21 protein-coding genes are annotated in these 22,550 nt (G+C 37.4%); 10 read left to right on the forward strand and 11 right to left on the reverse strand.

Features of this window, described 5'->3' with window-relative positions:
- Positions 1-230 precede the first annotated feature (230 nt).
- Positions 231-707 (forward strand): transcriptional regulator MntR, encoded by a 477-nt coding sequence (gene mntR, locus DTOX_RS13645; protein ID WP_015758271.1) that lies wholly within the window; start codon positions 231-233, stop codon positions 705-707.
- A gap of 76 nt (positions 708-783) precedes the next feature.
- Here mntR and DTOX_RS23930 read toward each other — a convergent pair whose 3' ends face one another.
- Positions 784-4,791 (reverse strand): GAF domain-containing protein, encoded by a 4,008-nt coding sequence (locus tag DTOX_RS23930; RefSeq protein ID WP_015758272.1) that lies wholly within the window; start codon positions 4,789-4,791, stop codon positions 784-786.
- Positions 4,792-5,050: 259 nt separating this feature from the next.
- On the opposite strand from DTOX_RS23930, the gene DTOX_RS13655 reads away from it, so the two are divergent.
- A complete protein-coding gene (locus DTOX_RS13655) occupies positions 5,051-5,560 on the forward strand; it encodes a DUF4178 domain-containing protein (protein ID WP_015758273.1) in 510 nt (169 codons plus the stop codon).
- 20 nt (positions 5,561-5,580) lie between these two features.
- A complete protein-coding gene (locus DTOX_RS13660; protein WP_015758274.1) occupies positions 5,581-6,282 on the forward strand; it encodes a DUF4247 domain-containing protein in 702 nt (233 codons plus the stop codon).
- 177 nt (positions 6,283-6,459) lie between these two features.
- Here the strand turns inward: DTOX_RS13660 and DTOX_RS21585 are convergent, their stop codons facing one another.
- The 7 genes from DTOX_RS21585 to DTOX_RS13695 all read right to left on the reverse strand — a co-directional run bounded on the left by DTOX_RS21585 (position 6,460) and on the right by DTOX_RS13695 (position 12,708).
- Positions 6,460-6,906: a gamma-glutamylcyclotransferase family protein gene (locus DTOX_RS21585; protein ID WP_015758275.1), complete on the reverse strand. Its 447-nt coding sequence runs from the start codon at positions 6,904-6,906 to the stop codon at positions 6,460-6,462.
- Between the two features lie 86 nt (positions 6,907-6,992).
- Entirely contained in the window at positions 6,993-7,568 is a 576-nt protein-coding gene (locus tag DTOX_RS13670) for a class I SAM-dependent methyltransferase (RefSeq protein ID WP_015758276.1), read from the reverse strand.
- Between the two features lie 101 nt (positions 7,569-7,669).
- Positions 7,670-8,839 carry an MFS transporter gene (locus DTOX_RS13675; protein ID WP_015758277.1) on the reverse strand — a complete coding sequence of 390 codons (1,170 nt, stop codon included), beginning with the start codon at positions 8,837-8,839 and terminating at the stop codon, positions 7,670-7,672.
- A 37-nt stretch (positions 8,840-8,876) separates the two neighbouring features.
- Complete coding sequence (locus DTOX_RS13680; RefSeq protein WP_015758278.1) at positions 8,877-11,060, reverse strand: transglycosylase domain-containing protein; 2,184 nt, start codon at positions 11,058-11,060, stop codon at positions 8,877-8,879.
- Between the two features lie 80 nt (positions 11,061-11,140).
- Positions 11,141-11,515 carry a hypothetical protein gene (locus DTOX_RS13685; protein WP_015758279.1) on the reverse strand — a complete coding sequence of 125 codons (375 nt, stop codon included), beginning with the start codon at positions 11,513-11,515 and terminating at the stop codon, positions 11,141-11,143.
- A gap of 161 nt (positions 11,516-11,676) precedes the next feature.
- Positions 11,677-11,910: an alpha/beta-type small acid-soluble spore protein gene (locus tag DTOX_RS13690; RefSeq protein ID WP_015758280.1), complete on the reverse strand. Its 234-nt coding sequence runs from the start codon at positions 11,908-11,910 to the stop codon at positions 11,677-11,679.
- A gap of 114 nt (positions 11,911-12,024) precedes the next feature.
- A complete protein-coding gene (locus DTOX_RS13695; RefSeq protein WP_015758281.1) occupies positions 12,025-12,708 on the reverse strand; it encodes an O-methyltransferase in 684 nt (227 codons plus the stop codon).
- Between the two features lie 150 nt (positions 12,709-12,858).
- Here DTOX_RS13695 and DTOX_RS13700 point away from each other — a divergent pair, with 150 nt between their 5' ends.
- The 6 genes from DTOX_RS13700 (at position 12,859) to DTOX_RS13725 (ending at position 19,729) form a co-directional block, all read left to right on the forward strand.
- Complete coding sequence (locus tag DTOX_RS13700; RefSeq protein WP_422698381.1) at positions 12,859-13,215, forward strand: hypothetical protein; 357 nt, start codon at positions 12,859-12,861, stop codon at positions 13,213-13,215.
- A 473-nt stretch (positions 13,216-13,688) separates the two neighbouring features.
- Positions 13,689-14,795 (forward strand): double-cubane-cluster-containing anaerobic reductase, encoded by a 1,107-nt coding sequence (locus tag DTOX_RS13705; RefSeq protein ID WP_015758283.1) that lies wholly within the window; start codon positions 13,689-13,691, stop codon positions 14,793-14,795.
- 27 nt (positions 14,796-14,822) lie between these two features.
- Positions 14,823-15,953 (forward strand): DUF3798 domain-containing protein, encoded by a 1,131-nt coding sequence (locus DTOX_RS13710; protein WP_015758284.1) that lies wholly within the window; start codon positions 14,823-14,825, stop codon positions 15,951-15,953.
- Between the two features lie 63 nt (positions 15,954-16,016).
- Positions 16,017-17,630 carry a sugar ABC transporter ATP-binding protein gene (locus DTOX_RS13715; protein WP_015758285.1) on the forward strand — a complete coding sequence of 538 codons (1,614 nt, stop codon included), beginning with the start codon at positions 16,017-16,019 and terminating at the stop codon, positions 17,628-17,630.
- Positions 17,617-18,675, forward strand: a complete 1,059-nt coding sequence (locus DTOX_RS13720) for an ABC transporter permease subunit (RefSeq protein WP_242652441.1) — start codon at positions 17,617-17,619, stop codon at positions 18,673-18,675. Before DTOX_RS13715 ends, DTOX_RS13720 begins: the two co-directional genes overlap by 14 nt.
- Positions 18,653-19,729 carry an ABC transporter permease subunit gene (locus DTOX_RS13725; protein ID WP_015758287.1) on the forward strand — a complete coding sequence of 359 codons (1,077 nt, stop codon included), beginning with the start codon at positions 18,653-18,655 and terminating at the stop codon, positions 19,727-19,729. Before DTOX_RS13720 ends, DTOX_RS13725 begins: the two co-directional genes overlap by 23 nt.
- 148 nt (positions 19,730-19,877) lie before the next feature.
- Here the strand turns inward: DTOX_RS13725 and DTOX_RS13730 are convergent, their stop codons facing one another.
- The 3 genes from DTOX_RS13730 to DTOX_RS13740 all read right to left on the reverse strand — a co-directional run bounded on the left by DTOX_RS13730 (position 19,878) and on the right by DTOX_RS13740 (position 21,251).
- Positions 19,878-20,348, reverse strand: a complete 471-nt coding sequence (locus DTOX_RS13730) for an HAD family hydrolase (protein ID WP_015758288.1) — start codon at positions 20,346-20,348, stop codon at positions 19,878-19,880.
- A gap of 26 nt (positions 20,349-20,374) precedes the next feature.
- Positions 20,375-20,905 carry a cysteine hydrolase family protein gene (locus tag DTOX_RS13735; protein WP_015758289.1) on the reverse strand — a complete coding sequence of 177 codons (531 nt, stop codon included), beginning with the start codon at positions 20,903-20,905 and terminating at the stop codon, positions 20,375-20,377.
- A 139-nt stretch (positions 20,906-21,044) separates the two neighbouring features.
- The gene (locus DTOX_RS13740) at positions 21,045-21,251 is read right to left on the reverse strand and encodes a hypothetical protein (RefSeq protein WP_015758290.1); all 207 of its coding nucleotides are present in this window, start codon (positions 21,249-21,251) and stop codon (positions 21,045-21,047) included.
- Between the two features lie 364 nt (positions 21,252-21,615).
- Here DTOX_RS13740 and DTOX_RS21590 point away from each other — a divergent pair, with 364 nt between their 5' ends.
- The gene (locus tag DTOX_RS21590; RefSeq protein ID WP_015758291.1) at positions 21,616-22,491 is read left to right on the forward strand and encodes a metallophosphoesterase family protein; all 876 of its coding nucleotides are present in this window, start codon (positions 21,616-21,618) and stop codon (positions 22,489-22,491) included.
- The last annotated feature ends 59 nt before the right edge of the window (positions 22,492-22,550 follow it).

The raw sequence follows: 22,550 nt of genomic DNA on the forward strand, positions 1-22,550 counted from the left end.
AATATCTCTCTTATGAATTTATATTATACAGGCTCGTTAATTTTTCATGTCTATTCAGCGTTGCTGCTTAACTAAAAATCCTCATAAATTCATCCCTGGTATAATTTTTATTATAACTATTTTAAACACCATTCCCATCATACTGTATATTGGAAATGATGGTGAGTATAATTTACATTGGGCAGAATATAATTTTATAAATGCTGCGTCAAAAAGTGAGTGATTAAAAGTTGAAAGACAAGGAATTTTTTACTTTTCGCGAGTACATGAAGAAAGATGATGACCTGCTCACCGCATCTATGGAGGATTATCTGGAGATGAGCTACAGATTGACTAAGGACACAGGATATACAAGAACCCACGACATAGCTAACGCACTCAACGTACAACCTCCCTCTACAACCAAAATGATGAAAAAGCTATCTAAAGCGGGATTTATTAATTATGAGAAATACGGAATCATAACCTTAAGCGAAAAAGGTAAGTCAATGGGAAAAGCCCTGCTGGAACGCCATCAAATTATTGAGGAGTTTTTGTTATTGCTGGGTATTTCTGAAGGTATACTTGAGGAAACAGAAAAAATCGAGCACACTATTAGTATAAATACTCTAAATCGCTTATCAGATTTTGTTAAATTTATTCAAGAGAAACCTGGTTTAATTGAAGAATTCAATCTAAAGCAAAAAAAAGAAGAGCAAAAGGATTGAATGGCTGCTCTTCTTTTTTGATAAAGGTATGATTACATAGATTGATGATGCACACATTATTGTTGTTTAAATAATACTAGAAATTTTCTAAAGAAATAAATTTTTCAACGACCTTTGGGTCAAAATGTTTGCCGGATTGTTCCAGTATAAATTCTCGCGCTCTATCTTTAGGCCAGGCAGACCTGTAAGGACGATCAGAGCATAAGGCATCCCAAACATCAATAACGGCAAAAATCCGAGCGGCCAAAGGAATTTGCAAGCCTTTTATTCCACGTGGATAGCCACTGCCGTCCCATTTTTCATGGTGACAATAGGGAATATCCAAAGCCGGACGCAGGTAATTTATAGGTGAAAGCATTTCATATGCATATACGGGATGTCGCCTCATAATATCCCACTCTTCCTCATTAAGGGCACCTGGTTTCAGCAAAATGTGATCGGGGATACCCATTTTGCCGATATCATGAAGCAGCGCTCCCCACCTTACATGCAATAAATCTGCTTCATTCATTCCCATAGCACGGGATAAGAGCAAGGTCAGTTCTGTCACACGACGGGAATGTCCCTCAGTTTCTTTATCCCGCAAATCCAAAGCATATGACCAACCCTCAATTGTAGCATCATAGGCTAACCTTAGCTCATCATTAAAACGCTGCAATTCATTAAATAGTCCGGCATTATCTATGGCTATGGCAGCTTGCCCGGCCAAAGTTTCCAGAAAATCCAGCCACTCTTGATCAGGTTTAAAATACTTGCGTTGGAATATTTCCAGAACTCCCTTGACTTGACCCTTAGCTATAAGAGGTGCACCGTAATAGGTAACAAAACCCTCAACATCCGGTATATCTGGACGTAAAAAAGTTTTCTCTGATTGCTCCAAGTTAGGAATATGCACAATTCGACGTTCTGTTGCAGCACGACCGGCATTACTTTCCCCTAATTTGCTTGAGGTACGCTCTGCATTATTTGTTCTAAACCCACGTCCGGCAGCATATTCTAAAGTTTGTGAATAAGGATTAAGCAGTAATATAACTGCGGCGTCAATCCCTAACTGGCTGATTACCTGATCCATTACTACCTGGAAAGTGACACGCAAGTCCAAACTTGAGGTAATAGCCATATCAATATTACGTAAAGCTTCAACATGCTTAAGACGCCTACCCGCCTCTTCAAAAAGCCTGACATTATCCATCGTAGCAGCAACCATACGAGTATAGGCCTGAAAAAATTCAACCCGCTCCAGTGTAAAAAAGCTTTTCTGCTCACTGCATAAGTTTAATGTCCCAAAAGATCGTTCTTTGTTAATAAGTGGAAAGGAAGCAAAGGTTTTGATTCCATTCTCAATTACAATTTGACGCCAGGGATCCAGTAAAGGATCACTTTCTACCTCATCAATAATATAAGGATAACCGCTTTGAATAACTTTATCGGTAAGCTCCTGTCCCGGCAAGATATTTTGCCCGCTCACAAAATTGCGGCTATGAAAATAACTGCCTTGTGGATATTGATTGATCAAACACAAATTACCGCTTGAATCAGTACGACCCAAGTAAGCCATATTTAACCCAAACAATTTTACGCAGGTACGGGTAACATCATCAGTCAACTGGTTCAGATCAATACTGCTCTGCACCAATTTTTCAGCCCCCTGGTAAAGTGCATTCAACCTATTCAGAGCGCGCACATTTTCATCATATAGAGTAGCATAAGCAATAGATGCTGCCAGGCGATCTGCCAAGTCATGAATAAATTTTAGGTCATCTTCATTATAAGGCAAACATGGATCATATCTTGAAATTTCCAAAGAACCAATAACCCTACCGCGCACCCTTAAGGGGACTACTATAAGACTGCAAATAGCACATTGATCAAAAAACTGAAAATAGTCCGGGCTTATTATTTTACGTAATTTATCAAGTTCAATTTTAGGTATAAACAGGGATTTTGCTTCCATTATTACACTACTCATAACATTTTCCACCGGATACTGTTGAAAATTACTAAATATCGAATCCATTAAATCAAGCGCTGTCTGCTCCTGATGATAATAGGCTACCGGTCTCAAACAATCTCCTTCTTCTGAAAGCAACCAGATTACAGAAGCATCGCCTAAAAGAATTGATATCTTCCTGGTCACTGTTTTCAATATATTTTCGCAATTTAAACCAGCTTCTGCCATTGTTTGCAAAATATCTGCAAGAGCTTCGCTTTGGGCAGCATCCCTGTTTATACGTTCCTCTTCCTGTTTTCGCTCTGTAACATCATAGCAGGAACCTATATAACCGAAAAAATTACCTTCCTGGTCATAGAAAGGTCTGCCTATGTCTACAACCCAGCGATACTTCCCGTCAAACCTGCGCAGACGATACTCCATTTCAAAAGAAGCACGCCCATTAAACGCATTAAGATATGTATTTATGCATCTATCATAATCCTCCGGGTGAACACCGGTTGCCCACCCTCCCCCTTTTTCTTCTTCCATAGTTCGCCCGGTAAAATTTAGCCAACTCTTATTAAAATAATTACATTTAGCGTCAATACCTGATCTCCATATCATGGACGGAAATTCTTCAAACAGTGAAAGATAGAAATCTCTTGATTTGGCCAGTCTCTCTTCAGCCAGCTTACGTTTGCTGATATCAACCAAAAAACCATGCGCTATCCATTTATCACTTGTTTCATCTAACTCAATCTTACCTTGATCGTAAACCCATACAACATTGTTATCCATAGTTATTAATGGATACTCATATTGGTAGCTTTCACCAACTTTACACTTTGCAGTAATTTTCTTTAGTTGAATAATATATTCACTGCCATCAATTTTTTGCACACGAAAATCCTGTTTATTAATCAAATCTTTCTGGGTATAACCCAAAAGCTTTTTCACTTGTGGGCTTATATATTGGGTAATTCCTTCATCACCCAGTTCCGTAATATAGGTGACTGCCGGAATTTGCTCCACAAGGGTTCGATACTTAATTTCGGCCTGATTTAGCAATTGCGTACGCTTTTCCAGTGCAACTGCCATAATATCAAAGTTATAGCCCAGTCTGCATAATTCACCTTTCCGGTTAGACATTCCTGTACGCGCACTTAAGTCACCGCCAGCCAATCGATCAGTTGCAGCCAATAATACTTCAACAGCCTGTAAAAAGAAGATTTTGCCACCATACCAACCTATACTAAGAACCAACAACATGATAAAACATATACCGATCAGGTTTCGGATCAAAAGACTATTGGCACCTGCGTAAACATCAGCGATAGGCACTCCCGAATATATAAACAAATTACTGCTGCCCGTTGAAGCAAACAAAGGGCTAAAGGAGTAAAAGCGATGAGTCCCATCAATACCAATACTATCAGCTTTACCTTCTGCCTTTTTATCTAGAATAGTTCTAATAATAGCTGCTTCAGGCATAGCTTTTCCGATCCATTTATCAGCGTCCGGATGACGGGATAAAACTATTCCATTTCTGTCAACAACAGTGATTGTCATGCCAGAAGGAAAATCAATATTATTAACCAACTTTTCCAGCCAATTCATATTCATTTCAGCAAACAATACAGCTATTACTTGTCCCTTACTATTTAATACAGGATAAGCAAAATGTATTGAAGCTTTACCTGTAACCCTACTTATACGATAGTCGCCGACAGCAAAATTTTTGGTTCGCATAACGTCTTGAAAATACAGGCGGTCAGAAAGATTAACCTGATGTTCAATTGCCGGAACAACACATTGCAAAATGCCGTCTGTCCTAATCAAACCCACACTGTCATAATAGGGATACTGTTTTTGTATAAGTGAAAATATCTCATTGCAGTTTTGATAACTGCTGTTTCGGACTTCTGGAAGCTTAGCTATAACTGATAAGAATAGTTCTGCATTCTTTATTAGTTGCTCATGATTACGAGTTACTAAACGAAGAATACGCATTGAATCTTCTTGAGCATTATAGGCATTCTGTTTACGTTGTTCGAAAGTATTGTAAAGCATTAAAACCAAAACAGGAAGAGCAGCAATTATCACAAGCAGTAAAAGGCGATGACGAAAATTATAAACAGAAAAACTTTTCATTATTTTACCTCCTGGATACAACCACACACGAACATAAACAGGAAAATATATTAAATAAGCAGTAAATTCTTCTAAAACTTTTCGACATCACAAATAAAACACCTTTATTTATTCAAATAATTTTATATATTTTAATATTTAGAATTTCATAAAGATTAAATTATCAAAGTATAGTATTTTTTGTCTAACTGCATTGTTTTGCATATTGTGTAATTATAAAAAAAATGCTTTAATTAAACTATTAAAGGGCGGTGTTATTATGGGTGTATTTGAGAGAATAAGTAAAATCCTTCAGGCAGAAAAAAATGCTGATAAACCGGCGGCCGGGGAAACTTCAATATTTGCTCTGGAAGTTGCACAAGTAATTTCTCTGGATTTAGAAGACTGGATTATTGAGGCAAAAGTAATATATCATAAACAACCGGAAAGTGTATTGTACTGGCTAAAATCAGGCAGACAAAGACAGTCCTTGCTGCTTGACAGATCAATACCGGATAAAGCCATAATTCTTAAACCGTTTGCCGGAAGGTTTGATGAATTTAACGATGTCAAAACAGAATATATACTGGATAACAAACATTTTTTTCTCGACTTTAACGGGGAATGTGACGCTACTGCTTCAGGAACTTCGCCTATCGGATCAGGTGAAATAATGTTCTGGCAATATGAAACAGATCAACAGGAAATATACCGTATCGAATGGCAAAGCGGCCGTTTTTTTCATTATGACGGGCGTTGGATAGATACTTTTGAAATAAGCATTATTTGATAGCCAATTGAGGTGATGTAATGAAATATATTAATAAACTGGGCGTTATATCCATATTATTGTTTTGTATTTTTCTACTTTGCGGTTGCGGTCAAACCGTAACAGAATACATTGCCGCTAACTATTCACTTTTAGATGCTCAGGGCGATACAAGTACCGGCATACAAAAAGTATATCAGGCAAAAAATATTTCAACCAGTCAAGTAGTAGATCAACTTTCTTCGATCCAAGCGCCAAATGAAAAATCTGAGGTTAAAGATGATAAAGCCGTTCTTGTTTACAGTGATAATATTATTACAATTAAAAAAGACGATAATAATAATCAGGATTCCTTAGTATATTTAAGTAATTACCAGTTTGTCCAAAATAATACGGATTCAGGTTTTTGGAGCGGTTATTTAACCGCAACTGTAATGGATAAAATTTTTGGCAGCATGAGTAATCGAGCTCCTCCGCAAACGTACTCGGGCAACGGGAAATACAGAGCTCCCTGGGATTATAACACTTCACATACTGATAACGGCATAAAAAAACCGGACAGTTCCGTCAGCAAACCTTCTACATCCTCAGGAACAGGCAGTGTAGTGCGCAAATCAACTACCGGCAGTTCGGGAAGCAGCAGTATTGACTCTAATTCCAAAAATAAAAGCAGTGGTTCCTTTTCATCAAAACCTCGCACATCCAGTGGCAGCGGATCAGTTATCAGGAAATCGCATAAATAAACTAAAAAGCTCCTGTAGCATACAGGAGCTTTTTACGATCATTCAGTGACTAGAATATTAATTGCTTCTTTAGTTTCTTTAAAATTCTCAAGCGAAACCCGACAAATTCGAGCTTTATATGACCACCACCCTATTTTAGCATATGAAAACCAATATTAACCGGATAAATCCTCTAAATTATGCATTGTTGATTTTATCATTTAGTGTCTCTTTATTGCCGGTTTTCAGATAGTACTTCCAATCACCATGACTTAAATAAATACCTTTACTCCACATTCGTTCTATATCATTGTCCGGACAAGTATAAACCCAGGCCATTTTTTCTTTATCTTTTCTGACAAACACACTAACTCTGCGGCGTGAGTATAGATTATGCGGATTATCCTGTCCATAGTAATCTTCTAGTAAATCAACTGATTTTAAAGCGGCTCGTTCATTGTTAACTTGAACCAGTTCACCTCTTACCACGTCATCCCCTGGGAAAAAAAGCATGGGATATCCATATGGCAAATGGCATAATCGCCCCTTAACATATGCAGGTCTTGTAGAAATAACAAAAGGAGAGATAATAGAGTAGTATTTTTCGCCTTCCATTAGCGTACCGTAGACAAATATATAGGGCATTATACTCACTCCTATCTCAATGATTGCGTTATTAACACTTAACATCCCGTATAGAAAAAGCTGTTCTTGTGGATTGACTGATTTATTCACATAATTAGTGAGTGTTTGAGCTTTGGTTCTTTTACACATCTGTAAATAAAAGCAGGTGGAATATTCAACAAAACAAATTCGACATCAACCCTATTGTACATTTTTTCTAGATGTTTCAACATATGCAGCGAGTATTGAAAAGCAATGAACTTGCCTCCGGGTTTTAAAATATCAAACGCACCTTCAAGTATTTTATTACGTATTTCGCCGGGCATTGCTGTAAAAGGCAACCCGGAAATGACTAAATCAACTTGCTCAATTTCTCCCGTGCTTCTCAGTTCAGGTATTTTTAAGGCGTCGGAAAATAGTTTTATACCCGGAAATTTACTTTTTAATTCTGCATTCATTCTTTCATCTTTTTCAAACAGGTACAGATTACAGGAAGAACTTTTTAGTTTCAATATGTTCTCCGTAAAAACACCGGTTCCTGCCCCCAATTCCATGATGTTCCGGCACAAACAAACTTCCCATGATTTAACCATTTTTTCTGTTAAATAAAATGAACTGGGGGTAATACTACCAATAGTACAGGGATTAAGCAAAAACCTTTTCAAAAAGTCTAAGCGATCCACTACTTCATCTCCTATATTAAGCTTAACTGTATATTTACCTTATACCAAAAAAAAATACCTAAATCAAGAGGCAATTGTAATTAATAGCCTGATTATTATTATTATCCATCTAAAGCCGTTTGTTCTTTTTCCTTACCAGTAAGAAACATTCCAAGTAAGGCCGCTGCCAGCGGCAATAAAAATACTAAGTGCACTGCAGAAGATACACCGTAAATATCAGCATATTTTCCGATAATTGATACAGCCAAGCCTCCCATACCAACAGCAAAACCTACACTTAATCCCGAAGCTAAAGCTTTATTATCAGGTATAACTTCCTGGGAAGCAGCTACAATAACAGAAAACGAGGATAATAGTGACATACCGCCTAAACCCAACAATACAAATGAAAGCATCCCAGAAGTATATAAAAAACCATAAAAAAATACCGAGGACAAAAGAAGAGAACCGACAATCAGAGGTTTTCTGCCATATTCGTCTGAAATATAACCTCCGATTAGACCACCTGCCGCTCCTGCCACTAATGTGGAAAACATGAGGTATCCCGTACTTTCCGGAGAAAATTTGCGTGATAAAAGATATAGAGGCAGCAGCGTCATTAAGCCTGTATGTACAAGGGAACGCACAGCCACAACCAGCATCAGTTTAGACAATTCATTGGAAGATTTTTTTAAAGCCCCAATAACCTGGTTTAATCCGGGAGACTCAATATTATGCCGTTCAGGCCTGGGAGCTAACCAGTATAAAAAAACTGCAGTTATGATACCAGGTATGATTATTATCCACGTATAAGCAATACCAAGGTAATGAAAAAGCGGCAACAAAATAAGAGGGCTGATCGCCAGCCCAATATTTCCTGCGGCAATAAAAAAAGCCAGAATAAAACCTTTATGGTTACCGCTTACCTGACCCACCATACCCATAGCTTGCGGATGAAAAGCCGCGGTACCCATACCGGAAAGAGCCGCGACCACCAACAGCGCGGGGTAATCAGGCATAATACCACTAATCCCAAGCAAAAGAGACATCCACATGGTACCAACATAAACCAGCCACCTGTGTCCTTTTTGATCAACTAGATAACCAAATACCGGCTGCAACAAGGATGAGGTGATGGTAAATGCCGATACCAAAGTGGCTCCATTAGTTATAGAAAAGCCGCGAAGAGCAATTAAAAAGGGAATTAGTTGCGGCAGCATGTTTGTGCACAAATCATTCATCATGTGTGCAAAGGACAAAGTTAAAACAGTACCCCATTTGATTTGTGACATAGGGAATCCCCCCAAAACCATATAATTTTTGTGCCAATTAATCTCCCTCTTGGCCTGTATTTGCACCTGTGTCTTTATTCAATATAGGTTCAATTGGTGTAGTTTGCTCCTTAGTTTCCTCTCCTTTATCTCCATTTTGCTCCGCAGGAGTGTCCGGTTCAATTTTAACAACAGGCGGTTGATGTTTATTATTGTCTTTATTATCGTCTTTATTATTCTTCTTATCATTTTTACCTGTCTCGCCAGCAGGGGGAATAAGCAAGGTGTCGTCAAAAGTGGTTTCATTATCAGTATTTTTATCTTCGCTTTCATCAGAAACACTATCATCAGTTGTTTTTGGAACATATACAGTATCTTGTGCCCTGGTTCCGGGAAATCTGGCAACAGCCACACCGTCTAAGGCCTTGCTCACAACTTGTTTCCACATGCGGGCCGGATAGGTTCCCCCGTAGGCATGAGGCATAGCTTTTGGTGTGTCATACCCAATCCAAACTGCTCCAAGCAGTTCCGGCGTATACCCGACAAACCAGATGTCCTTGTTATCATCAGTAGTACCAGTTTTTCCGGCTACCGGCCGTTCCATAGCCGCCGCAGTAGCAGTACCCTTTTCTACCACTGACTGAAGCATGTCGGTCATAGTTTCCGCAGTAGTCTGTTTCATTACCCTTCGGGAAGCTGGCTTATCCTCCTCCAACACTGACCCATCAGGTCTTTTAACCTTTAAAATGGCAGTGGGTTCAACCAATACACCCTGATTGGCAAAAGCCCCGTAAGCACCGGCCAGTTCAAGAGGCGTAACTCCCTTATGCAAACCGCCAAGAGCTATACCCAGTCCTGCGTCATGCTCATCCAGTGATTCTATTCCCAAGGAAACTGCGAATTTTTTTGCCTGAGAAATTGAAACTTCGTGCAACAATTCTACTGCTACCATATTAATTGATTTTGCCAGTGCAGTACGAAGAGATACTGCCCCTCTGAAAATGCCATCATCATTTGAAGGTGACCAATTGCCATAGGTAGTAGGCTTATCATAAACTATGGTACTAGGCTTCATATTTTTATATTCTACAGCAGGACCATAGGCTATTATCGGTTTAAAAGTTGAACCGGGCTGTCGCCACATCTGTGTGGCACGGTTAAGTTGTCGGGCCTGAGTGTGCTGACGACCTCCTACAATAGCTTTAATATATCCGGTATGTGGATCTAAAAATACAGCCGCTCCCTGAGGTTGAGCAGTACCGTTGCTAGCGATTACAGTACTGGGGTAATTATTTTTATTGGACATAGCCGCTTCAGCTATCTTTTGCAGCTCCCGGTCAATAGTTACATAAACTGTCAGACCGCCTTTATAAACACTGGCTTCCCCATATTTATCAATTAGTTGATCCGTAACGTAATCAACAAAGAAGGGATAATCATAGGTTTGTTTTGGCGGAGTGTAGTGCAATTTAACCTCTTCAGATTTAGCCATTTGGTAATTGGCTTCATCAATTATGTTGTATTTTAGCATCTTGTCTAAAACCATATTTCTACGTTCCAAAGCAGCAGACGGGTTCTGCACAGGTGAATAAGAACTGGGTGCCTGGGGTAAACCCGCCAGCAAAGCAGTTTCAGCCAGGGTAAGCTGGTTAATGTCTTTACTAAAATAGATTTTAGCCGCTGACTGTATACCATATGCACCTGCCCCCAGGTAAACACGGTTTAAATACATTTCAAAAATTTCATCTTTAGTGTATTTACGCTCCAGTTGTACTGACAGAATTATTTCTTGTATTTTTCTTTCAAAAGTACGGTCCGGAGTCAAGTAAGAAATTTTTATTAACTGCTGAGTAATTGTACTGCCGCCCTCTCTCAGTTCACCGCCGGAAATGTTTACCCAGGCAGCGCGGATAATAGCCCTGAGATCTACTCCGTGATGTTGATAAAAGCGAATATCTTCAATTGCCAGAAAAGCATCTTTGACTAGTTGAGGAACCTGCTTTATTTTAACCGGAAGTCTTTCATCACTTCCCAACCTGGCAATTACATTTTCATTCGTATCCATTAACACAGTAGAAGTATCCCCGGTTAATACATTTGTATTTAATACCGGCATATCATAAAGTCCAACGTAAGCAAAAGAAGCTACTAAGCCTGCTGCACACAATATTGTTAATACTAAAAAAAATTTAAATAAAAAACGCCACGGGTGAAATCTTCTTTTACTTCTTCTCTTCGACAAACCAGTCACCCCCTGTTAACAACGAGCTCTGTTTTTAATAAATATATAATTTAATAAATAATAAGTTAATAAATAATAAGTTAATTTTTATTGCAATTAATTTTTTCTGCAAGCATACTGTCTACATAATCATAATATGCTGTTTCTTTCTCCGCCTTATCTTTCATTACCTGCAGGGAACCTTTATCTTTAATTAATTCTACAGGAAATAAGTATTCTCTATAAGGAATACTGTCAACAGTAACTTCATATTTAGCCATTTCTTCTTCTGATAAATCGATATCTATTGCCAGTACTTTCATATCCGACAAATCTTCATTCACATTAAATAGCATATCTGTCAGCCAAATACCGGCCAGCTCAGTAACATTAATATCTTGGGCTATGTTATCTGCAAAACCATCGGACATTATACTTTGGACCATATCAGAAGTTGCTCTATAATAGAATCTCATCAGTAACCTCCCTGATTATTATTTTATTACCGGATTCCTTACATTATATCAATTTCCCAGAGTACAAAAAAGGTTTCAGCATCATATATACTGAAACCTTGATACTCAGCTGAAAAAATGCGAAAAATAATCTATAGATAAGTGGGTTAATAAAATTATAGTCAAATCATACCCTTCTCGGCTTTTTGAATAGCCAACCTGACAAAATTACCGCAATCCCGGGAAGAAAGATTGCCAAAATCCAGTGTGCCTGTGGTATTTTTAAAACCGGTTAATTCATCGCTAAATTCATTGTTAAAATCTATATTAACATTATTTAATTTATTTGCTACTCCCAGTTCCCTGGCAAACTCATATTTAGTTGCGTCTGAAAGCAAACCTTTACTTCTCGACACAGTAAATTCACCTCCTTGATAGTATTATTAACTTCGCAGAGGTTTATATGCCAGTAATATTATGCTTTATAACTTAGTTTGCAGCAACTATAATATATTTATTAATAAAATCGGTTATCTACCAGTTACGCTACGATTATTTATTTCATTCTGTTTTTTTAAGCTCAGAGCAATACCGTCTCCCATTGGAATTATAGTCGTTTCTAGCTGAGGGTGCTGTATTATCCTTTCCAAATAATCTTTTAACCTGCTTACTGCTGTTTTGTTTCTTCGCTTATCTATTTCTCCGGAAATAACCATTCCACGCATAAAGACATCTTCTGCCGCCAAAATTCCTCCAGGCTGCAATATATCTACGCATTTTTCTAAAAATTCAAGGTATTTACCCTTAGCCGCATCAAGGAAAATTAAGTCATAGGGCCCTGACAGATCGAATAGGATTTCTCTGGCATCGCCAAAAATTAATTCAATATTTTCCACTAAGCCTGCCCGTCTAAAGTTCTCACAGGCGGTGTCATAACGGGGCTTGTTAATTTCTATAGTAGTTATCTTACCTCCTACAGGTATCACGGCTTTAGCCAACCAGAGAGTGGAATAGCCAATACCCGTACCTATCTCCAAAACTCTGCTACACTTATGAGAAAGCGCCAGCCAGTATAAAAGTTGCGCTACTTCGGGCTCCACTATAGGTACCACTTTTTCTGCTGCTGTCTTTTCCATAAAAGACAGCAATTCATCTCTTGGTGGGATTAAATTTCTTATATACTGCTGTACATCTTCCGGCAAAATTTTTGGCATAGAATACCCCCGGTATTTAAAAGCACTATTATTTTTACTCCTGCTTTATACTAATTATAACATAGAAAATAAAATAATTTTTATACAATAAAATGTTGGCAAAGAACTTAATCAATTTTATAATTACAGAAAACTTTTTAATCTAAGGGGATGAGAAACTTGGAAAATAAGTTGGCTGAAATGATCACCAATGAACACAAAGGCATGCTAGAGTTTTCTTGCACTGAAGCGGCAGTGCTGGATGAGGCTGTTAAAGAAGCTCCTGTTTTTTACAAGCTTTTAGGTGAGGCGAGATTTCGTTTAGTCAGGAACAATAAGTTTGAACTTGTCTTTGTGCATTTGACAGAAGACTGGATGAGACATGCTAAAATTAATTTAAAAGAAATTAATTTCACTGACGGCATTGATATTAAAGTCTCCTGGAACGAGGCAGAGAATTTCCTTTCGGTCAAAGGTAAGCATGATGCGGAATATACAACTGTAAAAGCTGTACAGATGGACAATTAAGAAACTCTAACAATAGCCACCTTATCATGGTGGCTATTTTATTTCCTTTTCTTAATATAAATAATTTTCATATTATTCATAAAGGTAATTCATAGATCTATAGAGAATTAATTTATAATTCGACAAGAAAGTCATCTTATGCGACTTTCGAACAGCCACAGGCACTCGTGCTTGATGGAAATTATGCAGACTAATCTTAACTTATCCACAAATCTTTTATAAGGATAATATTTCAAAAGTCTTAATTTTATAATACAAGCACAATATATAGATAGCTATGAGATAATTAATACCGTATATTGAATTATAAAAATCTATTTTGAAACATTATCCTAGAGTACGAAAAAATTATTATAGATAGGAGGTTAACAGAAACACGAATTGCACCATTGCATAAATGCATAAAATCAGTACTATTAAAAGATCTCATTTTAACTTCAATGTGAGCTTTAAAATAATTGGAGCAGATGCAAATGTTAAGTCTTAGTTATCTAAATGAAGTAGAAAAGCAAGTGATACTATCAACCAAAGAACAAAAGGCGAAGGGTACTAAGGTGGTAGGTGTATACTGCGCCTTTACCCCAAGAGAGCTAATTGCTGCAGCAGGTGGCATACCGGTATCTTTATGTGGATCTTCCAATAAACCTATACCTGCGGCAGAACAGCACTTACCTAAAAACTTATGTCCCTTAATCAAATCGAGCTACGGTTTTGCGATAACCAACACCTGTCCCTATTTTGATCTTGCAGATATTCTTATAGCAGATGCTACTTGTGACGGTAAGAAAAAAATGTTTGAACTATTGAGCAGGATTAAACCGGTACATTTGCTTCAGTTACCGCAAACATCCGCCAGTAAAAGCGCTTTCGAATACTGGTTAAGCGAATTATACCTTCTTAAGGATCTATTAGAAGAAAAATTAGAATGTAAAATTACTAATGAAAAACTATTTGAGACAATCAGGCTATACAATAAGGCCAGACAGCTAAAAAACAGTCTTTTTCAATTGAATAAAAAGGGGCAAACCCTTTTGACCGGTCGAGAAATTAATATTGCTATCGATAGCTGGGGTTTAGAAATTGACTTATCTTCTCACATAACAAGACTATTACGGGTAATTGAATATGCTCTAATAAGAGGCGGTACAGAGCCTAAACCCCGCATTTTACTAACCGGATGCCCAACCACTTGTAAAAAGGTATTAAATATTATTGAAGAAGCAGCCACGGTTGTAGTTATGGAAAACTGTGGCGGTATGAAAACGCTGGTCGATTCAGTAGATGAATCAGGTGATCCTATGACTGCTTTAGCTAAGTATTATCTTAATATTGCCTGTCCCTGCATGACACCTAATCAGCGCCGGTATGATATCTTGTCAAAGTTAATTGAGGAATACATGGTTGACGGGGTTATTGACCTAACCTGGCAGGCCTGCCATACCTACAATATTGAATCTTATCCACTTGGCAGGTTTATTCAAAATCTAGGTATTCCTTATCTTCAACTGGAGACTGATTATTCTGAATCGGATGAAAACTGGATTAGAGTAAGAGTTGAGGCTTTTGTTGAAATGTTTTAGGCAATTTAACTCAAGGAGTGTATAAAGGTGATTAAAAAAATATCTACTCTATTAATTCTGGTCTTTTTGACTATTAGCTGTGCAGCCTGCAGCAGCAATACACAAACCACGTCAACAACACCAAACGCAGAAACTTTTAAAGTTGGTGTAGTAACCCCTACACTTTCTGCCAGTGAAGACGAGTTCAGAGGCGCAGAAAAGGTTAGCAAAAAATATCCCAACATGATCAAACATATTGTATTGCCGGATAATTTTTCTGCTGAACAGGAAACAGCTATTTCACAAATAGTCAGCCTGGGTGATGATAAAGAAATCAAAGCGGTAGTCATATGTGCAGGCTATTCAGGAATTTTGCCTGCCATCCAAAAAATAAAAGAAAAGAGACCGGACATGGTCGTGGTAACCGCTCCTATCTGGGATGACCCTGATTTGATGTCCAAATACATAGACCTCTGCCTGGATACCGACTGGCTACAAAGAGGGGAAACGATACCTACCAAAGCCCATAAAATGGGGGCTAAGACTTTCATCCATTACTCTTTCCCGACTCATATGGCCAAAGAACTGCTGGCTAATAGAAGAGATAAAATGAAAGAAACATGCAGCAAATTGGGTATGACTTTTGTAGAGATAAACACACCGGATCCTCAGACAGGTGGTGGGCCTTCCGCTATGTTGCAATTCTTGCAAGAGGATATTCCAAGACAAATAGACAAGTATGGAAAGGATACCTGTATTTTTGGTACAAATTGCCCTATGCAGGATGTAATAATTGCTAAAGAACTGGAATTAGGTTTTATCATGGCCGAACAATGCTGTCCTACACCCACACAAGGTTTTCCAGCTGCTATGGGCCTGGAAATCAAGCCGGAAGATGCGGGCAATTTCCCTAAGATTAATGAAATGATTAAGGAGAAAGCGGCAAAGGCCAATGTAACAGGCAGGTTATCAACCTGGCCAATTCCGGTTGGCGTATTCTTCCCGGAATTTGCAGTTGAAGTAGCAAAAGGCATTGTCGAAGGAAAAGTTGATAAGACAAATGTTGAGCAGTTAAATCAAATTGCTAATAAGATTGCCGGGGTTAACGTGACCTTTAATAAAATGAAACCCGAATTAAATAACTACTGGCTAATCATTATGGATTCAATTATTTATTAATAAAATACAGAACCTAATAATGAGTACAGGAACTCCCTGTACTTTATTTTTTGAGGATATAAAATGCTAAAGTTATGCAATATTTCAAAAAGGTACGGTAATATTGAAGTCTTAAAAAAAATTAACTTGGAAATAAAACCAGGTGAAATTCATGGGCTGGTTGGAGAAAACGGTGCCGGCAAAAGTACGTTATTGAATATATTATTCGGCATGTCTGATATTGGAAATTCGGGAGGTTACAAAGGAGATATCTTTCTGGAAGGCAAAAAAGTGACGATTCAGAATTCCAACCAGGCGGTAAAATTAGGCATTGGCATGGTACATCAAGAATTCGCTCTAATTCCGTATTTGACGGTGAGGGAAAATATCTTGATGGGAAGAGAAAAAGTCTTCCCTCTAAGCAAAAAATTTTTAGGTGAGAGCCTGGCTTATATAGATAAAGAAAAAAACCGAAAAAAGACGGTAAATATCTTACAAAGGTTAAATATCAAGCTGGATTCTGAATTAAAAATTTTGGACTTATCTGTTAACTTAAAACACTTTGTTGAGTTTGCCAGAGAAATAAGCAAAGAGTCCTTAAAAGTTCTGCTATTGGATGAACCAACTTCAGCTTTATGCCGGGAGGATACGGAAAAACTGTTGAAAGTGTTGCACAATAATGATTTAAAGGATACGGCTATAATACTTATCTCTCACAGGTTAGAGGAAATAGTATCTATTTGCCATAAAGTCAGTGTATTGAGAAACGGTGAAATTGTTGACTCCTTCAATTTAAGCAATTTTAAATCTAATCAACTAAAAACATCTGTTATAAAACATATTGCCAGGAGCATGATAGGGCATACCATAAACAAGATACAGCGCAATAAAAGGAAAAAACTGCAAGATAAAGAAGACCCGGTTATTATGACTTTTAAAGATTTCAGTGTCCATATGCCGGGAGAAATGATTAGCAGCATTAATTTTAATATCTACCTCGGTGAGATTGTAGGTATTGCCGGTCTATCCGGACATGGGAAATTAGCTCTTGGTAATGGAATGTTTGGTATCTACCCGTACTCGGGACACGTAATTTTTGATAATCAGCAACTTGATATTACAAATACTGCAGAGGTTCTCGCTAAAGGGATTTACCTTCTGCCAGATGACCGAAGAAATTCGGGTTTGCTGCTCGACAGATCAATTATGGAAAATATAATTTTTACACCCGTACAGATAAAAAATGAATTTTTAGCCCCTTTCTTTTATAATAATCTCAGCTTTATTGATAGAAAAAAAAGCTCCGACTATACGAAGCAGTGTATTAAAAAGTTTGATATACGCTGCCATAACATAAAACAAAAGGTAAATTCTCTTAGCGGAGGAAACCAACAAAAGGTATGTCTGGCAAGAGCCATAACAATGCATCCAAAAATATTATTTGTTAATGAGCCAACAAGAGGCATTGATATTGCAGCCAAGGAAATTATTCTGCATATTCTATTGGATATCAATCAAAATCTGGGAACAACCGTTATTATAGCCTCCAGTGAATTGGACGAACTAAAACGTGTTTGCGACAGAATAGTTGTTATGCATGAAGGCAAAATCTTTAATATATTTTCGCCGGAAACAGACGATATAGAAATTATCCTTGCGTTTTCAGGGGAGATGTTAACTGAGAGTGAAAAAGTTTAAGTTACTGGTTGGTCAAAACCTTCTTCAATTAATTATCTTATTATTTTTGAGCTTCTTGATGGTTACAGCTTTCATGATAGACATACCTCTTATGGGATTGCTTAATGACTCTTTAAACAGGCTCTTCATGAACGGTGTACTGGTATTATCTCTAATACCCATGTTGAATTCAGGAGCCGGAATAAACTATGGGTTACCGATTGGTATTAGCGCGGGCTTACTTGGCATGTGTCTGAGCGTCAATTTAAAACTAACAGGTTATATAGGTTTTCTTGCAGCTGTTACATTCTCTTTACCCATAAGTATTGTATTTGGTTATAGTTATGGTATGGTTTTAAACAAACTTAAGGGTAAAGAGGAAATAGCAGGTGTCTTTATCGGCTTTTCTTTTGTATTCATTATGAGTCTATTCTGGTCTATAGCCCCCTTTAACAATCCTCAGATGCTGTGGCCTATCGGTGGACATGGCTTACGACCGACTATCGGTCTAAACAATTATTTTGCAAAAATATTGAACAATCTATGGCTAATTAACATAGGGCAATTCAAAATATCCATCGGTTTCCTGATAACCTTTTTGATATTATGTTTGATGGTTTACTTATTTTTTAAGACAAAAATCGGTTTAGCCATTTCCGTTACCGGTGAAAATGAAACTTTTGCACGTTTAGCCGGTATAAATGTGAGCGCAATGAGGATTCTGTCCACTGTTTTGTCAACAGCGCTGGGGGCAGTTGGTATTTGTGTTTACGCACAGAGTTACGGCTTTATTGAATTATACGAAGCACCTTTGATGATGGCATTCCCTGCTGCTTCAGCTATTTTAATTGGCGGCAGCACGGGAAGAAAAGCCTCTGTTCGAAATGTCATTATAGGCACATTCTTGTTTCAGTCTGTTTATGTTATAACCGGTCCGGTAGCTAATACTATGTTAGCTCCGGGAGTTTCGGAAATACTCCGCACAGTAATTACAAACGGCATTATTCTATATGCTCTTCTCTATGAGGGAGGAAAGACATCAATTGAACAAAAATATTATTACTAAACACTATACAAATAATAAAGAGATATTAAATTTAGAAAATATTAATCCTGTGCCGTTTATTTTTCTCCTATTATTTACTGTCGGTATGTTTTTTTCAGAAATGAGTTTGTCGTTCGTGATCAATGAAGTGATTACCAGATTTATTCGAGACGGAATATTAGTTCTATCACTGCTTCTGCCAATTACTGCAGGTATGGGACTCAACTTTGCCATAACTGTTGGTGCTTTATCCGCTCAGATTGTTCTGATATTAGCAATTGATCTAAATTTTTATGGTATAACAGGATTTATAATAGCCTGTTTTTTTGCTGTTGTTCTGTCGGTTATACTGGGTTATGCTATTGGATACATTTTGAACAAAGTAAAAGGCAAGGAAATGATTACTACTATTATTATAGGTTTTCTGGCCAATGGAGTTTATCAATTAATCTTTTTAGCCGGCTATGGAACTTTTATCAAGCCTCGCAATACGGAAATCATTTTGAGCAGAGGTGTCGGGGTGAGAAATATGGTTGATCTCGCACCCTATAGGAACATACTTGATAATATATGGAAAATAAACGTGGGTGATATAATTATACCTGTCTTTATGCTTATAGTGGTGCTGAGTTTTTGTATTATTTCTGCCTACCTGATGAACACACGACTGGGTCAGAAAATCAGAGTCACCGGCGAAGATATGCAAAAGGCAGAAAGTTTAGGTATCAATATTAACTCTGTAAGGATAAACGCTATGATTATATCAACAGTTATAGCCAGTATAGGTCAAATGATTTATTTGCAAAATATAGGTATGTTGAATGTATATACAGCTCATCTAAACTCAGATATATTCTCCGGTGCAGCACTGTTGGCCGGAGGCGCTACTATTAGAAAAGCAAAAGTTAGGCATGCTGTTCTGGGAATTTTTTTATTTCACTCACTGTTTATTGTGTCTCCTCAGGCAGGACAAAATATATTTGGCAACGCCGCAATGGGTGAGTATTTTAGAAGTTTTGTAGCTTACGGCACTCTTGTTATAGCCCTCATTCTTAATAAAAATAAGCTCTATTAAGAAAAGGTATTAACACTAAATAGATATACGTTTTAAGTTGAGCTAAAAAACCTTAAAACAAATTATAAAGAGCGAGGAGTATTAATCCGCGCTCCTTATAATTTGCAATTAGACTCTATAAATTTCTATTTCTATTATCAATAGAGTACTACTCTCTCAATGTGGCTATTAAGCGTTTTGGCTTCAATAACAGATCAAAAGCGTTAATTATATTAGTGACAACAACGTCAGCTGCTAAAACGGACTTTACTGCTGTACCTTCCGAACCAATCACTGCAATGCCCAGACCGGCTTTTTCCAACATCAGAGCATCATTGGCCCCATTGCCTATAGCCGCAACATTAACAGCTCCCAGTTGTTCAACAAAATCCATCTTCTCAGGCCCGCCCAGAGGTTTGCTAAGGATGTGCAATTTTGCACTTAGCCCCTGACAACCTTTAGAGCACCTGCCGTGTGTATCAGCTGTAATGATATATACATCCAGACGCTCCGCCAGTAAGTTAATTCTCTCCTTGATATGCTCGGCCAGATCACCGTCCAGAGCAATTGTCCCGTTATAGTCCAGAACAAGATATTTTATACACAGGATTCCCCTGCCAGGTACATTGATTTCTATCAAACTCGTTCACCACCTTGAATAAAATATCATATTACTTTGGCACCCAGAACATATTTCATCTGCTGCAGCGCAAATTTATGCGCCTCGCTGTCAAAAGACTGTACACCTTTTTTATGTACGTAGGTATTTATATCACGGTTACATAATTCTTCAGCCGTGTACATAACACAAATATTCGTGCAAACCCCAACAATATGAACCTGCTCGTAATTTGCCTGCTCCAAAAGCTTATCCAAATTCGTATTATAAAAAGCGCTAAAACGTGTTTTTCTAATTATATTATCTGCTGCTACATAATCACTTAATTCATCAATTACAAGCGCCCCATCCGTATTACTGATACAATGCGGGGGAAACATTTCGAATTCCAAATCATTTTCATTATGACTGTCGCAGATAAACAACACATCATTATCTTCGTCAATAAAATTTTTGACCAGGTTTTGTACATAAGGAATGATATCCCTTGATTTGTCCCCACAATAAAGCTTGCCGTCCGGATCCAGAAAATCCTTCAACATATCTACTACCAACAGGAGTTTTTTGTTGTTATGCATGTCCATTACCTCCAAATATACTTAGCTAAACGGAAATATATTGTTGCCTGTTATATAAAAATATCCAATAGTTTTATAGTCTCAAAAATATATGAAATGTAAAAATATCTTTTGCAAAATATATAACTCCCGAACTACTCTATCCCAATCTGGTAGTTTCGATATCAAGTATTTCACCACAGGAGGAACAGCAGGAAATCACAATAATCATCCCTTCTCCGGAATGCTCAAATATTGAAGCCGGTGCTTTAGCCTGGCATTTATCACAGGTACACATATCACGAGTCAACCCAGTAAAATAATCATGGTTATTGGCAATATCTTTAATTCTTTGAGATAAATCCACTTGGCTTGTCTCCTTTCTGTCTCATTCATTGTTTAAGCTCTGAATTGAATATCCACACTATTTCGAATTTTCCTCAACAACTTCTAATATGCCTAAAATTTATAACCGTGTCTCATGTAAGTTTGTCAAGCAGACCAGCCGTATTACCGTTTCATGACTTCTATTATATATAATAACTTGTATGCAACCTGATAGCAATAAAATATTCCCTCTTCATAAGTACCGATTATCATCAATCAAAATGATTTCAGCCAAAGCTAATCGATAATAGAACATTATTAGAACAAAAAATTAAATAATGCATACTATGTAATCAAAATTCACCTGTAATACTGGCAAAAAAACAGCCGTCAAGGGGGTTCACATGAAAGCTATCAGCATACTTATAATATTGGTAGGCGTGGCTTGTATTTTCGGTTACTACAGTCATCAAAATTCAAAAAAACCAGCAGTCTTAACCTCTGAAAATAAAGCTTCTGATAAAATAACCTTTGTAGTTTTCGGAGATTGCGCGATTTCCAAGAAACCATTTTTTAATGAGAAAATTATAAAATTAATTATTGAAGGCACTAACTCATTTAATCCTGATTTTGTAATGTTTCTCGGAGATGGCACTAACAGAGCAAATCCATATGATATATCTAATCTTAAAAATGTATTTAATCAAATAAACTGCCCTTTATATGTTACCATTGGTAATCACGATATTATCAGGGGCAACAATGAAGGTATGAAAATGGGAAATGGTGAAAACAATTTTTTTAAAATTTTTTCGGACAATATGACTTCACCTAATCAAGAATGCTACTACTCATTTGCTTTTAAAGATACATACTTCATTGTTTTAAACACCGCCTGGCAAGAAAGCAAGAACACCCTTGAACATAAGTTAAAGCCTGAATCAGAACAGTGGAAATGGTTAATAAAGCAACTTGAATTAGCTCAAAAAGATTATACCAATACAATTATATTTACCCACATTCCCCCTGTAGCCTGGAAAGATCCCGTTGAAAGACAAGAATTTTATAAACTGATGAATCAATATAAAGTAACGGCTGTATTCTCCGGGCATATACACTGTTACTACAGCTCTGTTATAAATTCCACTAAATATGTTATATCCGGAGGTGCTGGTTCAAATCCTCATATACCCAAAGAATTCGGCGGCTTTTATCACTTTATAGTATGTACTGTCTCGAATGGAGAGTTATATATGGATTTGCACAAAATTACTGAATAACTACAAACCGTAACACAACAATAAGCCGCGTACGATTTAAACGTTAGCGGCTTATTATT

The sequence above is a fragment of the Desulfofarcimen acetoxidans DSM 771 genome, from assembly GCF_000024205.1.
GTDB classification, from domain to species: Bacteria; Bacillota; Desulfotomaculia; order Desulfotomaculales; family Desulfofarciminaceae; genus Desulfofarcimen; species Desulfofarcimen acetoxidans.